The organism is Pseudomonas brassicacearum, assembly GCF_009601685.2.
GTDB lineage: Bacteria > Pseudomonadota > Gammaproteobacteria > Pseudomonadales > Pseudomonadaceae > Aquipseudomonas > Aquipseudomonas kilonensis_B.
On sequence record NZ_CP045701.2, the window covers coordinates 4,401,871 to 4,418,578 of the forward strand.

The following is a 16,708-nucleotide window of genomic DNA, read 5'->3' on the forward strand; positions in this document are numbered from 1 at the left end:
ACCGAGTCACGCCACGTAGCGCGGCGTCAAAACTTGATGAGGACGGTTACGCCAGAGATCAAAACCGTCGAGCAGCCAGTTCAGCTCCTGGACGCTGAGGATAATCGCCTCGTCCGTGGCATCGGGCGACGTTTTGAAGCGCTCGGATTCTAAGCGCTTGAGCCAAAGACAGAAGCCGTTGCGCTCCCAGTACAAGATCTTCACGCGGTTGCGGGACTTGTTGAGAAAGACGAAAAGTATTGGATCGAATACCGCCACTTTTATATCCAGTTCGACCAACGCGGCGAGGCCGTCGATAGATTTTCGAAAGTCCACCGGCTTGGGGTAGAGGTACACTTTTTCGACTTTGGCGTCGGGTCGCATCATGGCGGGGCTGGCTCCAGAAAGAGATCGGGAGCGAAGCATCGGGGATCAAATGCGGGCTTGGAATGTGGGGGTCATGGATCACTTACTGACGATACGAGCGTATTGACGAGTAGATAGATGGTCTGAAGTATGCAGCCGGCTAGGAAACAGGCAGTCCTCGCTGCGTAGCTGGGCCCGATGTATCCAGGCCGCGAGAGCAGACCGTGTTTGCTCAGTGATCTCAAACTGCACAGGCCGCTGCGTTTTCTGCTGCATCACCATGGCTCATGATGATACGTGCTCGCCATGAGCGACATCGCGCACGCGGAGCTTGGTTAAGTCGCAGGCTCGAAGCTTACTGTCTATGGCCAGATCGAAAAGAGCCAGATCTCGGGTTCTTTCCGCAATTTGAAGCCTTACTTGTTTACCCAAACTGTCGGAGCATTGAGCGGTGAGAGAAGATTTTTAGCACGCTTATACGTGAAGTCTCAGCTCGAAAACCTCTGCGAAGATTCAGAATTTCAATCTCAGACGCGCACTTTACTGTCATGGAAATCAAGGCGGAATTTTTCAACAGAGCTCGCCATCTGTGACCAGTGGATATTATCCATCCACGCATTACAAATCACGAGCATCGTGAGGTTCTCTCAGCGGTGTAGTACGAGTCATATCATTAGCAAACTCAACACTGAACAGCAAAGTGCCGAGACACCTCGAATGTACCCGAGCCTATCCATTAAACTTCAGGGGTTTTGTATACATGGCCTACATATCAATGTACGCAGGAGGAGCATCTCCGTGCTTGATAGGTTGTTGTGCCCCAGGCAACCATATGCACAGGCGAGACCATATTTGATAGCAGCAGCAATATAGCGCCATTGCATCTTCATCTTCAGCTGCGCCAACACTGTCCAACTTTTTTTCCGCTGCGTGGCATGCGTCCTTTATCAAGTCTAGAATTATTTGCACGCTAGAATGATCAACACCATGCTCGAAGTTGTTCTTCGCAATTGACATCACCTCAGCAAAAATATCGAGATATTCCTGTCGATCATCGGGAGCTGTTATGGTGGCATCATAACCCCACCAGTGAATATCTTTCTGCGCCAATACACCGCCTAATAATCTAGCGGTCGAACACGCCCAGGCATAGACTTTGAAACCGGTCAACGCGCGCCCGTCATTTTCCACAACGGCCTCAACGCCATCGCTATCAATAATTGCCAAACGCGAGCCATGGCTCATCGAGAAAATAGCGCGCTTTTCTCCCAGTAACTGGTCATGAAGCCTATCTCGCAACGCATCGCAACCAAACAATTCTATATCAGTGTGTGCAGCTATCTTCTTTGCAACTGCAAGATTGGCTGCGGTTTGTCTATCGCTATGAGTGACGAAAAAAATAGTCATTTTTTTGCCTTTCGCAGCGTAAAATCCCGAGCAACTCTAAGTAATTCAGTCACATACTGCTTTCCAATCTCTGTCCCCTCACCAATATTCCTGGCCAATTCAGCTGCACTATAAGTCTCGCCAGCAAGTGTTCGCCACGCTACAGCGTCCCCAGGGAGTTCACGTAGCAACGTAGAAAAAACGTCACGACTCACTGTGGATGACATGGAGTGATCGGGTAAGTCCGATGCCAGCTCCAAAACGTCACATATACCAGCAAGGAAATTTCTTAAAGAGGGAGATCTAGCCGCCGCCCTATGAATATCTAAATTCCGCAATACGTTATATCTATGAGGCGACTTCGTGATGCGTAACACTTGGCTTGCTAAATATTTCGGGTAAGGAATCGACTCTGGCAACGGCATGCGCTCGATGGTTCGTATTGCCGATTCATTCTTTGCGAGTGAACTAGCGATTTTATCATCCGCGAATAGCCAAGCTTCGATAGTAGGTACTGCACAAAAAACAGGTATCGAGGGATTGCCAAGTTGATGCTTCGCCTCTTCCCTAGAATCAAATACACTTGGTTCATCAGCGTCTATCAATGCTATGTATTTAGTACTTCCATCATTAGTCAAGTTCTTGATGGTTTTTGCTATGCGGTGTTTGCCATTGCAAACCACCATGGTTGGAGTAAGGTGAGGGTTCATGGCGTACAAGATATTTTCAACAATGGCTGCATCCGTAGCACCCTCTACAAATATTACCAGTTGTGAAAATTCCAGCGGTATGTTGTTGTTTTGAAGCATTAATGACTTTCGCATGATTCATCCTTAATTCTGTGCTGAACTATTTCGATTGTTGATGATTTCATCTGAAATCTGGCGAACTGATGCCTTTTTTACCAGCCCAAATCGCACTTCGATTGCTGTTTTCCTGGCCGGAGATTAAAAAACAACAAAAAACCGAACCCCGGATTTCGATGTGCCCAAGCCATGGTTTTGAGACTCGTCAACGAAAGAGAACTTTCTCTCCACTTTAATACTCCCCATCCCGAATGCGGCGGGCCCTACCGGTAGCACATCTTAGCTCATGCCATAAAAAATCAGGACCTGAATGGGTGATATGCCACGATAAAAAAGGCAGCACGAAGGGTAGATCAATCTACTCCCCTTAGTGACCGCTTTTGGCCGATTCTGTTGAAAAAGTCGCTTCTTCCAGACTGCCCGGACACTGACCGCTGAAAACGCCTTTTTTACGCGCCGCTACGCGAAATCTGAGCCCGGAGTCTTCTGCTCAACGCAAAGATTTCAATCTCAAACGCGTACTTTTCTGTTGTGGAAACCATGACCGACTTTTTCAACAGAATCGGCCGATTCCTGCCGGTCAAGACGCACCCGTGCGCTGGTCACGTCCGATGCAAATGGCTGGTCAAGTCGAATGCAAACAGGTGGTCAACTCAGTGCAATTACCCAGCTGGCTACCGGGTCTATTTCACCTTGCGCAGTGGAGTGGTCATCGTGCTACTGGCCGGTGGTGACAAGTCTTCACAGCGTGCTGATATCCGGCGAGCGAAGAAATCGGCAAAGGAGATTTGAGCATGAGCCAACACCTGACGACATTTGACATGGCGGCACTTCTCGATAGCGACGAAGCAATCAGCGAATACCTTTCTCAGGTGCTGGCTGATGGCGATAGCGAGGAGTTTCTCCGAGCGATTGGCTATGTGGCCAAGGCCCGCGGCATGGCGCAGATCGCTAAAGACTCTGGCATGGGGCGAGAAAGCTTGTACAAGGCGTTCGCACCCGGATCAAAGCCGAGATTTGATACCGTACTCAAGGTCATTCATGCGCTAGGCATTGATCTTCATGCGCAGCCTGGGCATGCAGCTAATCATTCACCGGCCTGACGAACGGATTAGACACCGGGACAAACCACGATTTTGAGTTCGCTTGTAAAATCGGCCCGTCTCATAATCGTAGTCTGCCCCCCGTTTTCCTCTTATGAAACGGGCGGCTTATAAGTCGCCCGTCTTCATTATTCCGCCGCCTGCGCCCGCAATCGTCTTCCAATCACATCCATGACATCACAACCATCGCGTAACGATGTGGTCAGCAATTTGCAAAAATCAGTCAGCACCACCGTGTCTGAGCTGATGTCCGAGCGAAACGCGATATTTTCCAAGACTTGGGTCACCGTGCGGATGCGGTAATCGGCGGTTTCGAAAAGGACGTCCAGAGGCGCTTCGGTGTCGATGAGCAGGGTTGCGGGGATGCAGTCGATGCCGGTGATGGGCATGTATCGGGTCATGAGCAGTACCTTCATTCAATTGATAAGGACTACCACTCAAACGTCGCCAAACGAATGGGGTGGCAGCTGTGCTCGGGTTGGCGAACCGGGAATGAAAGCGAACCGGCAGACTCGAAAGTCTCCCGCACACAGCTGCCATAAAGCAGTCTGCAACTGCAAAAAAGCCCCGCAGTGTAGCAGGAGCTTCTGCGCTTCATTCAGTCGAGTCGCCAAACCCGAATCGCCATCTCGGCGACAGAGGGACAATAAGCTGCGCACCTTGATGCTGCAATGCGCTGGCTTCCGAGGTTTGTGTAGGAATTTGCGTCAATGCCCCTCGCGACGCTCGTTTGAGTCGTCATAAGCCGCAGCGAAGGGGCGTAGGGGAAAGGAGACGGAAAAGAGGACAGTTTTTTCCCAAACCAGCCCAAAAAAAGACTTTCAGCGCGGCGAAATAAATCTGTCCCCTTTTTCGGCTAGCGAATCCATTCGATAAAAATTCTCAGCGCAGCGGAAACCGGGGACAGACCACGATTTGAGCTCACTTGTAATCGGCCCATCTAATAATCGTGGCCTGTCCCCGCTTTCCCCGCTGCGGTTGACTGGACTTGAGCCTGCATGAAGATCCTGCACAGTTGTCACTCCAGAATAAAAAGACCAGAATAAAGACCTATTCAGGAGTCATATCCATGCAAAATATTCTGGCCGATGTGGCCGTCAGCGTATCTGAACTCAAGAAGAACCCATCTTCCGTCTTGAGCGGCGCCAATGGCTTGCCTGTGGCCGTGCTGAACCACAACCGCGTTGTGGGCTATATGGTCCCCGCGAATGTTTATGAGGCGATGGTCGAGCGCCTGGACGAACTGGAACTCGTACACCTGGCCAAGGCACGGCTCGACGCCAACGAAACACCTGTTCGCGTATCTCTCGACGATCTGATTGGCGAGGCCGAAGCAGATATAGCCAACGGGCGTTGAGTACGGAGTCGAGTGGGATCCGAAGCGTTGAAAGAACTGCGAAAGCTGGACGGTGCAATTCGTCTCCAGTTTCTCAAAAAGCTTCAGCAGCGGCAGACCGGCCCGCGAGTGCCAGGCGATGCGCTCCACGGCATGAAGGATTGCTACAAGATCAAATTGCGCGGCGCCGGCTACCGACTTGTGTACCGCGTTGAGGATGAGCGAATTGTCATCTTGGTGCTAGCCGTCGGTAAGCGCGAGCGAAGCTCGGTGTACGAGCAGGCTGGGAACCGATAGACGCGTACCGAAAAAGCCCGCGCATCAGCGGGCTATCAGTGACTTCCACTATATAGGTTTCCCCAAACCCCAGACGCAAAAAAGGGCCAACCTCTCGGTTGACCCTTCTAGACCGCCCAGCAGAGCGGATTTTGTTTGGTAGGCGCGATTGGACTCGAACCAACGACCCCCACCATGTCAAGGTGACCGTGAATCGAGTGTAACACTATGAAAATTAAAGGAAAACACCTGCACGACGCGTTAGAAAAAACAGCGTTACCATCCTATAAGAATCAATAACTTAGCGTTGTATATTCCTACAGTGGTACCTCCCTCCCCCGGCGTCCTGCCGACCGAATACCCTTCCCAAACTGCTACGCTGATTCCATTGCCCAAGGAGTCGTCACATGCCCAACTCGGACCTTCTCCCTTCCCTGCTATTCAAGATCCATGAAAACCAACTGGCCCTCGAAGCGGCCATCATGGAGCTGTCCAATTGGGTCGAACGGCACGGCTCCACCGACGTCGCTGACAACGTACGCGGCGCCCTGGACACCATCGACAAGAACGAGGAGTTCATCAAGATGACGCTTGCGGTCCTGATGACACCTGAGTGACCTGCTCATGGTTATCAACCACAGGCTTTACATCGTCCAGCGCCACCCATGGTTGGATGTTTGCACCGAACAGGGTGCACGTTGGGGAATGAGGGAATTGCATTGATCTATCTACCTCTTGCTGCACTCCGCCGCAGCGCTTGCACCTGACGGTTCCATTCAAAATGGACCAGTTCTGATGCCAGGCAAGGATCTTATCCAGGGGCGTCATACTGCTGATACCTGTACAAAATATGTACAAAACATACTAACCCCAAGTATTTTTGCCTTCAAGACGAGGTTGAAGATGACAGCGGGTGGAGCCTCCAGCGCCGGGCTTTTCGTATGTGCCCGCCAATTTGGCGAGGTATTAATAAGACATCATTTACACTCGGCTGTCAGGGTCTATGCTTATACTCCCTCCCCCCCTTCCTTCAGGTCACTGAATGGACGTCCTAAGCAAGCTCGATCTTGAACGCCTTCTTTCTGATCGGCTTCCGCAGTGCATTGTCACGTGCTCGATTAACGAAGACGGATGCTTATCGATTAACGTGGCTGGCCCAGGCACAAACCAGTTCACGATCTCACAGATAGAGCGCAGCCATTATCACGGAGAAGAGGGAATCCATAGACTTGTCCGCGAGATCCTGGAAGAGATGGTGATGTCACGACAAGCTACTCATCTGCTCGGCTAGTGTGCCCGGCCCAGCGCCGGGCTTTCTATTATGTGCAACCAGGGTGCGGAGCTGATCAGGCCTATCGCTGATTCACTTCTCTGACATACGCCTGGCACGCCTTCAACGCAATCAGCCCCCGGTCGCCGTCGTTGGTGATGGCGACAATTCGTTGAGCATGCGCTGGGTCAAGTTGGGCTCGACGGCCTCCATGAACCACGCCGACGGCGCCGGGGGTGGTAGGCACTCCGTTGCAACTGGCTGGATCCTCGTCAAGGAGGACTGACAGCCGCAAATCAGCAGTGGCAAGGCGATCGCGCAGGCGATCTTGAGCTCTCTGGACATTGGTCAACACCTGGTGGTGGGTTTGTTCGCTGGTTGCCAGCTTTTGCTCGAGCGCGAGCCGATTGTCCTGCGCCTTCTGAACCTGGGCAGCTGCCGCCCTGCTGATCTCGGCCAGGTCCGACTGGTGAAGGCCGGCCTGCTCGGCCAGCTGCTTTCCGTAGCGCCAGTCCTGGACCTTCCACGTCGCGCCCACGGCCAGAGCCAGCAGCGCCAGAACGCCGACAGCCCAGGCCTTCAGCCCCAGGGGACTCATGGCACATCCTTGAAGAAAACGTGATTGCCCAGGCGCAGAGTCTGGGTGGCATCCTTGGCCCAGGCCGGCGGCTTCGGCATGGTCGTGGCGTAGTAGTGGGTCGCGCCTTTCGTGATGTCTGGCTCCTGACCGGAGATCACCAGATCGGCCGCACGCTGCGCTTGGGCGAACTGCTTCGGCGGGATCGGCTTGGCGCCGCTCAGGTAGGGATAGTTCGGGTCGTTCTTGTTCCAGCAGCTGAACTGGTACGGCTTCAGGCAAACACCGGCATAGCCCTCGCCCCACCAGGACTTGGCCTTGCCATCGTTCACGCGGTTGCGGATCACGCAGGCCACGGCCACCTGGCCGGCGAAACCTTCGCCGCGGGCCTCTCCGTACAACGTCCTCGCCAAAATATCGCGGTCTCTCTCGGTTGCGGTCATAACTTTTCTCCAGGCAAAAAAATCCCGCTCGATGGCGGGTGGCAGACGGCCGATGACGGTTTATTCAGGAAGGACCAGTGCTGGCAGTTCGTTGAGGAAATCATCAATCGCGGGCTGTGGCCGGGCACCGGAAATCACAAGTTCGACTTGTTCATTGGCATACGCCCACACCAGGCTGCGCCAAGCACGGAAAGCGCGGCCTTCGTTCTGGAATTTCGCAACAGTCGGCTCCTCGGCGTAGCTGATCGCAGTGAGCAAGCTGTCATAACCGGCCTCACGCGCTTTTTCGTCCATGAACACCTGTGTCTGCCAGATGAGCTCTTCTTTGATTTCGTCCGGTGTCGGCTCGATCAAGGGCGGTGCGACGGGCTCAGGGGGTAAGGTGACGCTCAGTCCACCATCAATGGAGACAACCTTTCCTTCCAGAATCCCCGCAAGCGCAGCGGCGTATTGCTGCTCCGTGATTTCGATCCCCTCATCAATTGGGTCCCTACTGATTTTTCCATTCGATGCAAATGGCATTACAGAATCCTCATGTAATAAGTGGCGCCGATGTTCTTCGAGCGGGTCTCCGTGTCGGTACGAACAACGGCTGAGGCATCAAAGGTTGTGATGTCTGAGGCGAGTGTTGCGCCAACACCTGCCGTGCTTCTTGCTGCCGCGATGCCGGATGCATTTGTGACGGAAAGAGCCCCAACCCCCGAATACATTGGTGCGGTGCCGTCGGTCAGTCGGCGCTGCTGGAAAGAACCAGTGATGTTCTGCAGTGCGTCGTTTTGCTTGACGCGTGGGCTACCGGCACGGATGAAACTCCTGTCGGTGTTGATCAGCGCCACAGTAGCGCCGTTGAAGATGCTGCCTGCAAGGCTGATTACAGCAGTTGCCTCAACCAGCGGGGCGGAACCACTCACCGTTTCGCTGGTTAGCAGCCCAGCGTTATAGGCATCAGAGGCCGTGAGCTTGATGTATTTGTAGGTTTGGTTCTGTGGCGGTGTGTTTCCCGCCGTATCAAACAGAATCGGAAGGGGTACGCCAAGAGGCTGGAAAGCCCAAGGGTCAATGACATTTCTCCCGGTGCCACCTTGGGCAACGCTCAACGGAGTCGTAAGCCCGGTCAGTGAGGTGATGTCAGCATTCGCTCCAGACTTCGCTGAGCTCAAAGTTAGCCGCCCTGCCGCTGCGTCGGGGTCGTTCAACATCCCCTGCATGAAGGCAGAAAGATCTGTGATCCCGGTGCCGCCCTTGCTCACCGGCAAAATGTCATAGTTCCCCGTGGTCTTCAGCGCCGCCAGCTGCGCGCCGTAGGTATTGACGATGGCCCGGAGTGCGTCGGCAGAGTCCTTCACGTAGCCCTGCATTGGCGCCAGCGCGTAACTGCCGCCAGATGCCGACGCGCCAATATAGGGCGGATCGATGGAAATCGCCGTATTGCTCGCCACGTTTGTGACTTCATACCACCGGCCATCCGGACCACGAAATGCATCGCCGACCCGGGAGTTCACGATGAACGCGGTGCCTGTACCGGTTACAGCATTGGAATTCAGGGTGACGGAAACCGTCCCAGTTTTATACCAGGGCATAGGAAGTTGTCCTTTATAATTTTGCGAATACTGCGGGAAGAAAGAATGCGAATGGGTTGTTTGTACCTACAGTAAGTGCGTACAGATTCCCGCCGGAGAAGTCCCACCAGCAGTACAGAGACCTTGTAAAAGGCTCATCATCAAGCATCGGCATACTGAAAGTATTGATCAGCATGTGCTCCCCTGCCGGGAATGTGAAGTTTACCCTGTAGTAATTACGAACCTGCCCTTGACTGGTTGTATCACTTTTTACATAGGACCAGTTTTGAAATGACCTCGTGAATCTCGCGTACGGGGTTCCGCTATCAAATAGCAACTTTGAGTTTCCATCCCAAAGCCGCATACCAAAATCAGCCAAAGCAGTGGCGGCGAATCCGCAAGCAAAATAAGTTCCGTTCGGCTGAAGCGTATTGACGTCATACGCCCTGACGTAAAAACCCGTCCAAGCACCAGGCGAACCAAGAACACGCATCAAGCACAGGCCGGCAATCCCGCTGCTTCCAGACGGCCTAACAAAAACAAGCGGCGGTTCTTGGCTTGTAATTGTTCTTGGGAAGGACGTCACCGACCCTAATCCTGATTCTTGAGTTGGGTGATATGTGCCCTTGGCCAACACAACCAACCTAGTAAACTCCGAGTCAACAGTCACCACATTGTCGTTATTTGTGAACTCTAATCCATAGGCCATCAGGAGAACCTTACTACGATTAATCGCATTGTTGAGCTGGTCGTGCTGCTGTATTGCGCCCGCCCCCGGATAAAGCTATAAACTCTGACCGCGCCATTAATGACTTCAGTTTCAAGTTGCTTATCAGAGTTGACGTTGTAGCTACCGATAGGAACAACAAAAGCAGTTCCATTAGAAGGCGTAAGCCCTGGAACTGCGATTGTTTGGTAGTTTGCGGAGTTCGAACCAGTAACAATCGAGCTGTGTACAACGCGCATAGTGAAGGACGTTTCATCCAGCGTTACGTTTCCGCTTTCGTCCCAAATCTTCAGCCCAAAGCTCATGCGGAAAGGTCTCCAAGCTGCACGCGCTTCACACCGTTCTCGTCGTAGACCTTGATCGCGCGGTTGGTCATCGTCAGGCGTCCGCCACCTGGTGCCGGTCCGTTAAACTCCAGGTTCCCAGACTTATCCAAGCGCCAGCCCTGCGATCCGGCAACATAGTTGTCCGATTGCAGGTACTGGCCGATCTTCAGCATAGTGATGCTGCCGTCCTCGATAAAGGCAGAGTTCATGAACACCTGGCCGCCCGATACAGCGAACGGCACAGACAGATTGCCGTTGATGCCGTTCACCACCGCAAACCGATCAACAGCAACCAGGAATTGGCTTTGCAGGCCGGCCCCGGTGTTCTCAATGCCGAGCCCGACACCCGCAGCAACGTATTGGCCTTGAGCGTTGACTTGCATCTTCACCGACCACATCGTGTTCAGCTTGCCGCTGGTGTCGGCATAGGCCGTAGACGTCTGCTGAATGGCCGCCGTGTTCGATCCGACTGTTGCGGTCAGCTGATCGATCTTCGTCGAGGTTGCCGATTCGTTCGTGGCCACCACCTCTTCCAGCGTGGTCAGGTTCGCCGCGTTCTCGCCGATCTGCGCATCGAAGGTCGTCAGCCGCCGGACGGTTGCCTCGTTTTCGTTCGCCCTGACGCTGGTTTCCTGGGCAATTGCCGCCGTACTGGTCCAGCCCTTGATGGCGTCGGCCAGCTCCCCTTCCCCGTTGTCGTCGCGGTACGAAGCCCGAAGCGCTTCGAAGGCTGTGGCCTGGGCGGTGACCACGCCGTCAATTTCGGTAATGTCGGCGGTGTTGGTCGCCACCTGCTGCGCCAGGCCGTTGTTCGCCTCGACCGACTGCCCAACATCGAGCCAGTAGGTGGTGTTGGGCGGTGGTGTGTTGATTGGGACCGGGATTTTTGCCTGGAAGATGCGACCGTCCTCCACCACCATCTGGCCCGTCTCATAGGGCTCATCCGGCTTGTAGGCCGACAGCCCGTCGAGCGCGTCGATTTGGGCCTGAAGGCCTGGGATCTTCTCGATTTCAGTGAGCAGATCTTCGCCGAGTTCCGTTTCGGTGATTTGCCCCTTGATCAGGTCCAAGATCGGGCCAGCGTCGGAGCTGGCCTGGCCCAGCACGCCGTTGCCGACTGGGTACCATGGTCCGATGTTCCCGATACGGTCCACCAGGCGCGCCCAGAAAAAGAACGTGGCGCCGGCCAGCAGGCTTTGCAGGCTGTAGTCGCTCTGGGGATAAGCCAGGTCGGCCAGCTTCGTGGCGTTCTCCAGGACGTTGGTTGACCCGTACCAGATTTCTGTCCGCTGGGTGTCCTCGGCGCCAGCAGGGAATCCCCACTTGAGGCCGATGCCGAACAGCAGCGAAGCCGCTGTCAGGAACGACACCGCCGGTGGCAGACCTTCCTTGCCCTTGAGTTCGGTCAGCACGGAGTTACGCCAGATCGACGAGATGTCGAAGGCGCTCACCGCGCGGACGCGGGCCACGTAGCCGCCCGCATAGATGCCCACCACATCGACGTTGGTCGAGCCTGTGCGCTGGACCTTGATCCAGTTCCCGCTGTCCTTTCGCCATTCGACGTCATAGGCAACCGCCCCATCGACGGCAGGCCAGCTGATTGTCATGGTGGCCACAGCCAGCCCCTGGACAACCGAGGAGGTCGATACGACTGTGACGCTCGCAGGCGCAGGAACGACGGTGATCGGAATAACGCTGATCGGCCGGTCTTCCAGGCGTGCGCCGGTGTCGATGAAAGCGAACTTGCTTGGTTCGTACTGCAGGGCACTGATTTCAAAATCGCCCTCGGTGGTGCGCTTGGTCCGCAACACCCGGTACAACGGGATCGCCAGGTCGTCAGCATCCAGAGCCCACTGAAGCTGTGCCCGCGGCGCCTCGCTGTAGGCGACGGTCACGGTCACGGCACGGCCAGCGACGCTCTGCACAGTGCGCCCTTCTGCGCGCCCGCCGGGCAGGTTGATGATCAGTCGGTCCCCGGCCTTCGCCTGGGTATCACGGTCCAGGGTCACCACGCGACCGGCAACGGCTGAGATCCGCCCGCCAATCTCCCGACCGGCCAACAGCGAGTCGGCCACGGGGATGATGTGGCCCGGGAGCGGGATTACACCCTCCATGCCGGTCTTGAACGTGACGGTTCGATCCAGGTTGTTGCTCAGGATCGCCCACTTGCCACGGCGCTGGGCTTCGGAGGCGCGGGTGCAGCCAATGGCGCTCAGCTCGGTTGGCCGGTCCCCATAACGGCGCTGGAGGCTCAGGTCAGAAAACGGAATGACGTCGGTGTCGTAGTTGTTCGAAGGGTTGTCGTAGCTGACAAGGGCCCGGGTGTACCGGGTCTTCGCCGAGGCGCTGCCGTAGGAGAACTTCCCGTCGATGACGTTCGCCCGCGTGAAGACGTAGTCGAAGTCCTGGGCCCGAGGCATGTCTGCCTGCATGATCAACTGGCCCTGAGCCCAGTAGGTCATCCCTCGGTAGATGCCGGAGATGTCCCGCAGCAGCGTCCAGGCGTCGGCCTTGCCTTGCAGGTTCATGTCACAGAGGAAGCGCGGCTCGGTGCCGCCCAGGCCGTCGGGCACAAGCTGGTCGCAGTACTGCGCGATCCGGTACAGCTCCCACTTGTCGACCATGAACGGCTTGATGCGCTTGCCCAGGCCGAAACGCTCCTCTGTGCAAATGCCGTATGTGATCCAGGCCGGGTTATTGGTCCAGGCCAGCTTCATGCTGCCATCCCAGGTGCCGGCGTACGTCCTGGCGATCGGGTCGTAGTTGCTCGGAACCTGCCACTTCCTGGCCTTGCACTTCACGGTGACGGCCGGGATGTTGGTGAACTGCTCGGCGTCGAACTCGATGTAGAGCAGCGCGGTGTTCGGGTAGCGCAGCTTCGCGTCGATCACCTCGGTGAAGCCAGCGATCAGCATCGTGTCGGCGATCTTGTTGCTGTTCTGGTTGGGTGTCAGGCGGCGGACGCGGATCTGCCAGCCCGTGGTTGCCTCAGGCAGGTCGACACGTTTGGAGCGCTCGTAGCGGGTGGTGGTCTTCCCATCCACAGCATCTGTCAGCACCTGCTGATAGGCTCCGCCGTCGGTAGCCACGTCGATTGCATACTCGATGCGATAGCCGCCAATGTTGCCTTGGTCGTCCTGGCGCTGGAGCGCTGGCCAGGCGAAGCGCAGGCGCACGGCTGAAAGCTGGGTGTTCGTCACGGACCGAACCCAGGCTGCATCGCTGCGCAGCTCGATGTTCAGCGATGTCTCGTTCTCGACGGATGGAATGCCTGGGATGTAGGTCTGATCGACAGAGCCGGAGCGCCACTCCCACTTCACGTTGGGGAAGTTGACGTTGCCGCTGGCGTCATTGATTGGCGTGTTGTCAAGGAAGATGGTCGCCGCAGTGGGAGACTCCTCAAACTCGCCCTCGCCCACGGCGATCAACAGCTTGGCAATATTCGTGGAGCGCAGGTTGTCGCTGGCCTCAGTCGGGGACTTAGGCTTTTTGTCTCCGCCTTTCGCGCCGTGAATATCGATCTTGCGTGCTGCTCCCATGCTTTCCTCCAGGCGAAAAAAAACCGCCTCATGGGCGGCCTGCTTACTGCGTTCGGGTTACGTTTTGTCTTCGGCGTATATCGATGCGGAAATAATCATCCCGCCCCACCGGCGGTCGCCGATGGGGATCGGCACGGGGTAGCCGCTGGCTGTGGTGTTCTTGGCGCTGCCGAAGGCGTAGGACGGTGCGTTGTCAGGGGATGCGCTTTGCTTAAGGCCGGACGCCTGGGGGCTTAGCATCTGGATGACGCCACCAGCGACGAGGCCAACGCCAAGCTGAACAGCCCACGGCTGCCCAAAATACGTGCCCGCAGCGACCAGAACGGCGCCGACGATTGTCTGTAGGAGGCCGGCACGCTTACTACCAGACACCAGCGGTACGATGCGTATCTCTTGTGCGCCCCCGAGTGAAAAATCCTTCTCGGCCACATTCTGACGATTCCTGAAGATCGCAAAGCGCATCCCCTTGCGCTCGAGGTCCCTAATCGCCGCCTCAAATCCTTCGAGGGTGCATTTGAGGGCCTTGAAAGCCTCACCCACGGACCTGCTGCCAAGCTGACGATAGTGGGCGCGTCCGAACAGCTTGATAAGCGGTCCAGAAAGAAGAATGGTGGTCATGGCTGGGTTGTTGCTGAGCGTGGCTGCCAAGGCTTTTCTCCGGGCGTAAAAAAACCGCCCGGAGGCGGCTTGTTGTCATTGCATGGTGGGCGATAAGTCCATGCTCATCGCTGAGTCCATGGATATCCTGAATTTCTTGGTGCTGCCGGCCTTGATGTTGGTTTCCCGCTCCTTCAAGCCGCTACCGCAGGCTGACGCCGAGACAATGTGCTCACCTGGAGCAACGCGGAATTTCGCCGTCTCGCCGGAACCGATCTCTGCCGCCCTGTGGCCATCGATGCTCAACGTCGTATTGCAGCCGGCGCCCACGAAGCCATTGTCCCGAGTAACGACAAGGGTCGAATCACCTTGAGTCGGAGCTTGAAATGCGAACATCCTGGACGACGGGACCGGGTCAGCTTCGCTGGAAGGAACCGGGGAGGTTGCACACCCCGTCAGCAAAGCAATAGCCGCCGCGCCTACGAACAATCTCATGGGGTCACTCCTGTGGAAGATGGTCACAAGATATCAGAAATGAAAAAAGCCCAGCGGGCGCGCTGGGCATACCTAGCTTGCTGAGCCCATGCCTATCCGAGAGAACGAATTTCGCCAAGCGCCCTTGAAATGCAGTAAGGGATGACGGCGCACGCAACACCCATAGCTGCAGCAGCAGCCTCTTGCGGCGCACTCTGTGCCGCATACATACCTCCAAATGCTATGACTGCACCAGCGAGAGACATCAGAACAGTGACGATCCACATTAGCTTGACCATTTCAATCCTTTGGCGGTTTCAGGTTGACTCAGAAAAAGTGAGCAACTAGCTGTTTTGCCAATTTAGTACGCAAGATGAAGTGAAGTCAAACCGCCATTACGCAACCGATTTCATCAGTTCCTTCATCTAGTCTGGCCGTGCATCTTTGTGCCTGAGGATAAGGCGTGTTCGGTCTAGCCAGGGACCACCGAAGACGATGATTTCGCTCGGTCGACCATACAGGTGATGAAGCAGAAACGGCCCGGGGCCGAAGGTCGCGGACTCTTCACCGGGCAGCGCCGGGTCGGCGCCGAGGAAAATCCCGGCGTGGTTCGGGTGAACCGTCCGGCCCACCTCCATCACGATCATGTCGCCGCGCTGTGGCTGGTCGACCCGGTTGAAGCCGGCGACCTCGTAGTTCGCCTCGTAGAGGCTGGCGTTGTCCTTGCTCTCCCACCAGCCGTCGGCTCGTTTGAAGGATTCGAACTCTAGCGCCCACTCGCGCTTGTACCAGTCCGCGCAGACCTGCCAGCAATCCCAGGCGCCGTGAACGAACGGGCGCTTGAGCAACGGTGTATCGCCGGTTGGCACCACCGTCCGCAAGTCGCCCTCCGGCCAGCTCAGGATGTGCCAAGGCATAGCCGTGGCTTCGCACATCGCCAAGTCGCGCGGCGACGGCCTGCTGGTGGCGTCCGGGTGGGAGTGAACAATGCCGATCACCTCGCCAAGGTCTTCCGCCGCGGCGTAATCCTCAGGGTCGATAATGAATTCTTCACTCGGCTCGGTCGCGATGTTTCTGCATGGGAAATACTGCTGCTTACGGCCCAGCGCAAGCAGCAGCCCGCAGCACTCTTTCGGATATTCGGCGGCCGCGTGCTCCTGGATCGCACTCAGGATGTGTTTGCGCATGGTCAGCTCCTGGCGATCAGGGAAACGGCGGGGAAGCCTCCGAAGGGCAGCGGGTTGCCCTCGCCGAAGCGTGGAATGCAACCCCGGCCAAGCGTGGCGTCACACTCGTCCAGTTCCGGATTGTCCGTGACCACCCCGTCCTTTGTCACGTAGGGCCCGGTGTAGCTACAGTTCGGCCCACGGTAGCCGCCGGTCAGGCACCAATGGCACAGCGTCGTGGCCTGGCGCCCAATGGACTCCCCACCCACGTCGCCCGGGCTGGCAAGCTCCCAGGTGACCGTCTCCCCGTCCTCGTTCGTCTTCTGGTCGATATACCAGACCTCGATCGTCTCTTGGGTTGGATCGGCCTGAGGGTTGCCGCCTGGGAAGTTCTCGGCGTCCAGGTACGTGCCCAGCGTGTGCCGCATGGTCAACTTGAACTCGAGCAGGTCGTCGAAGGCCAGGCACAGGGCTGTGATCCGGCCATTGACGTTACCCACCGACAACGTTGGGCGGACGGCCGTGCCGTCGCCGTTGGATTCAATGCCGTCGATCTGCATCGGCCAGGCGCCGTACTCGTTGCCCTGCCAGTAAATCGACTTGGCCGGCAATTCATCGGCCGCGGCGCCGGCGGCGATCAGCTCCGCAGCCGTGTACGGGATCGAGTGTCCATGGAAGCGCAGGACATCTGCGCCATAGTCAGACCCGTCCAATTCGAAAAGCAGCACTTCGCTGCCAGGCTCGAGAACCTGGATTTCACTGATCAGCGGCATGATTG

General features: G+C 56.3%; 19 protein-coding genes and 2 pseudogenes. 5 read left to right on the top strand and 16 right to left on the bottom strand.

From position 1 onward, the window contains the following. Nucleotides 1-6: 6 nt before the first annotated feature. From tnpB to GFU70_RS18610, 4 genes and pseudogenes are all read right to left on the bottom strand, one after another. The gene (tnpB, locus tag GFU70_RS18595) at nt 7-366 is read right to left on the bottom strand and encodes an IS66 family insertion sequence element accessory protein TnpB (protein ID WP_226920929.1); all 360 of its coding nucleotides are present in this window, start codon (nt 364-366) and stop codon (nt 7-9) included. Between the two features lie 87 nt (nt 367-453). Beyond that, a pseudogene (locus tag GFU70_RS18600) lies at nt 454-777 on the bottom strand (tyrosine-type recombinase/integrase); the annotation flags it as partial. 333 nt (nt 778-1,110) lie between these two features. Continuing rightward, entirely contained in the window at nt 1,111-1,752 is a 642-nt protein-coding gene (locus tag GFU70_RS18605) for a hypothetical protein (RefSeq protein WP_153388579.1), read from the bottom strand. Next, nucleotides 1,749-2,555 (bottom strand): DUF4276 family protein, encoded by an 807-nt coding sequence (locus GFU70_RS18610; RefSeq protein ID WP_153388580.1) that lies wholly within the window; start codon nt 2,553-2,555, stop codon nt 1,749-1,751. The genes GFU70_RS18605 and GFU70_RS18610 overlap by 4 nt, the downstream gene beginning before the upstream one ends. Before the next feature lie 651 nt (nt 2,556-3,206). Here GFU70_RS18610 and GFU70_RS29160 point away from each other — a divergent pair. Continuing rightward, nucleotides 3,207-3,329: pseudogene (locus GFU70_RS29160) on the top strand (type II toxin-antitoxin system RelE/ParE family toxin); the annotation flags it as partial. A gap of 2 nt (nt 3,330-3,331) precedes the next feature. Beyond that, nucleotides 3,332-3,640, top strand: a complete 309-nt coding sequence (locus GFU70_RS18615) for an addiction module antidote protein (RefSeq protein ID WP_038858737.1) — start codon at nt 3,332-3,334, stop codon at nt 3,638-3,640. Nucleotides 3,641-3,768: 128 nt separating this feature from the next. On the opposite strand, the gene GFU70_RS18620 is transcribed toward GFU70_RS18615, so the two are convergent. Further along, a complete protein-coding gene (locus GFU70_RS18620) occupies nt 3,769-4,041 on the bottom strand; it encodes a hypothetical protein (RefSeq protein ID WP_003203821.1) in 273 nt (90 codons plus the stop codon). 668 nt (nt 4,042-4,709) lie between these two features. Between GFU70_RS18620 and GFU70_RS18625 the strand changes: the two genes are divergently transcribed. From GFU70_RS18625 to GFU70_RS18635, 3 genes are all read left to right on the top strand, one after another. After that, nucleotides 4,710-4,997, top strand: coding sequence for a type II toxin-antitoxin system Phd/YefM family antitoxin (locus tag GFU70_RS18625; protein WP_058542883.1), 288 nt, complete (start codon nt 4,710-4,712; stop codon nt 4,995-4,997). A gap of 12 nt (nt 4,998-5,009) precedes the next feature. After that, nucleotides 5,010-5,273, top strand: coding sequence for a type II toxin-antitoxin system RelE family toxin (locus GFU70_RS18630; protein WP_116641690.1), 264 nt, complete (start codon nt 5,010-5,012; stop codon nt 5,271-5,273). A 386-nt stretch (nt 5,274-5,659) separates the two neighbouring features. After that, entirely contained in the window at nt 5,660-5,869 is a 210-nt protein-coding gene (locus tag GFU70_RS18635) for a hypothetical protein (RefSeq protein ID WP_058542881.1), read from the top strand. Between the two features lie 735 nt (nt 5,870-6,604). Here the strand turns inward: GFU70_RS18635 and GFU70_RS18640 are convergent. The 11 genes from GFU70_RS18640 to GFU70_RS18690 form a co-directional block, all read right to left on the bottom strand. Next, entirely contained in the window at nt 6,605-7,120 is a 516-nt protein-coding gene (locus GFU70_RS18640; protein ID WP_153388581.1) for a lysis system i-spanin subunit Rz, read from the bottom strand. Next, nucleotides 7,117-7,542 (bottom strand): cell wall hydrolase, encoded by a 426-nt coding sequence (locus GFU70_RS18645; protein ID WP_153388582.1) that lies wholly within the window; start codon nt 7,540-7,542, stop codon nt 7,117-7,119. The genes GFU70_RS18640 and GFU70_RS18645 overlap by 4 nt, the downstream gene beginning before the upstream one ends. Before the next feature lie 60 nt (nt 7,543-7,602). Then, nucleotides 7,603-8,064, bottom strand: coding sequence for a hypothetical protein (locus tag GFU70_RS18650; protein ID WP_153388583.1), 462 nt, complete (start codon nt 8,062-8,064; stop codon nt 7,603-7,605). Then, a complete protein-coding gene (locus GFU70_RS28820) occupies nt 8,064-9,122 on the bottom strand; it encodes a hypothetical protein (protein WP_226920935.1) in 1,059 nt (352 codons plus the stop codon). Before GFU70_RS28820 ends, GFU70_RS18650 begins: the two co-directional genes overlap by 1 nt. A gap of 13 nt (nt 9,123-9,135) precedes the next feature. Next, entirely contained in the window at nt 9,136-9,810 is a 675-nt protein-coding gene (locus tag GFU70_RS18660) for a hypothetical protein (RefSeq protein WP_153388584.1), read from the bottom strand. Continuing rightward, nucleotides 9,810-10,133, bottom strand: coding sequence for a hypothetical protein (locus GFU70_RS18665; protein ID WP_153388585.1), 324 nt, complete (start codon nt 10,131-10,133; stop codon nt 9,810-9,812). Before GFU70_RS18665 ends, GFU70_RS18660 begins: the two co-directional genes overlap by 1 nt. Then, a complete protein-coding gene (locus tag GFU70_RS18670; protein ID WP_153388586.1) occupies nt 10,130-13,693 on the bottom strand; it encodes a host specificity protein J in 3,564 nt (1,187 codons plus the stop codon). The genes GFU70_RS18665 and GFU70_RS18670 overlap by 4 nt, the downstream gene beginning before the upstream one ends. Nucleotides 13,694-13,750: 57 nt before the next feature. Further along, entirely contained in the window at nt 13,751-14,311 is a 561-nt protein-coding gene (locus GFU70_RS18675; RefSeq protein ID WP_193034312.1) for a tail assembly protein, read from the bottom strand. Between the two features lie 75 nt (nt 14,312-14,386). Then, nucleotides 14,387-14,785 carry a DUF2846 domain-containing protein gene (locus GFU70_RS18680; RefSeq protein WP_153388588.1) on the bottom strand — a complete coding sequence of 133 codons (399 nt, stop codon included), beginning with the start codon at nt 14,783-14,785 and terminating at the stop codon, nt 14,387-14,389. A gap of 404 nt (nt 14,786-15,189) precedes the next feature. Next, nucleotides 15,190-15,951 (bottom strand): C40 family peptidase, encoded by a 762-nt coding sequence (locus GFU70_RS18685; protein ID WP_153388589.1) that lies wholly within the window; start codon nt 15,949-15,951, stop codon nt 15,190-15,192. Nucleotides 15,952-15,953: 2 nt separating this feature from the next. Continuing rightward, a complete protein-coding gene (locus GFU70_RS18690; protein ID WP_153388590.1) occupies nt 15,954-16,703 on the bottom strand; it encodes a phage minor tail protein L in 750 nt (249 codons plus the stop codon). Nucleotides 16,704-16,708 lie beyond the last annotated feature (5 nt).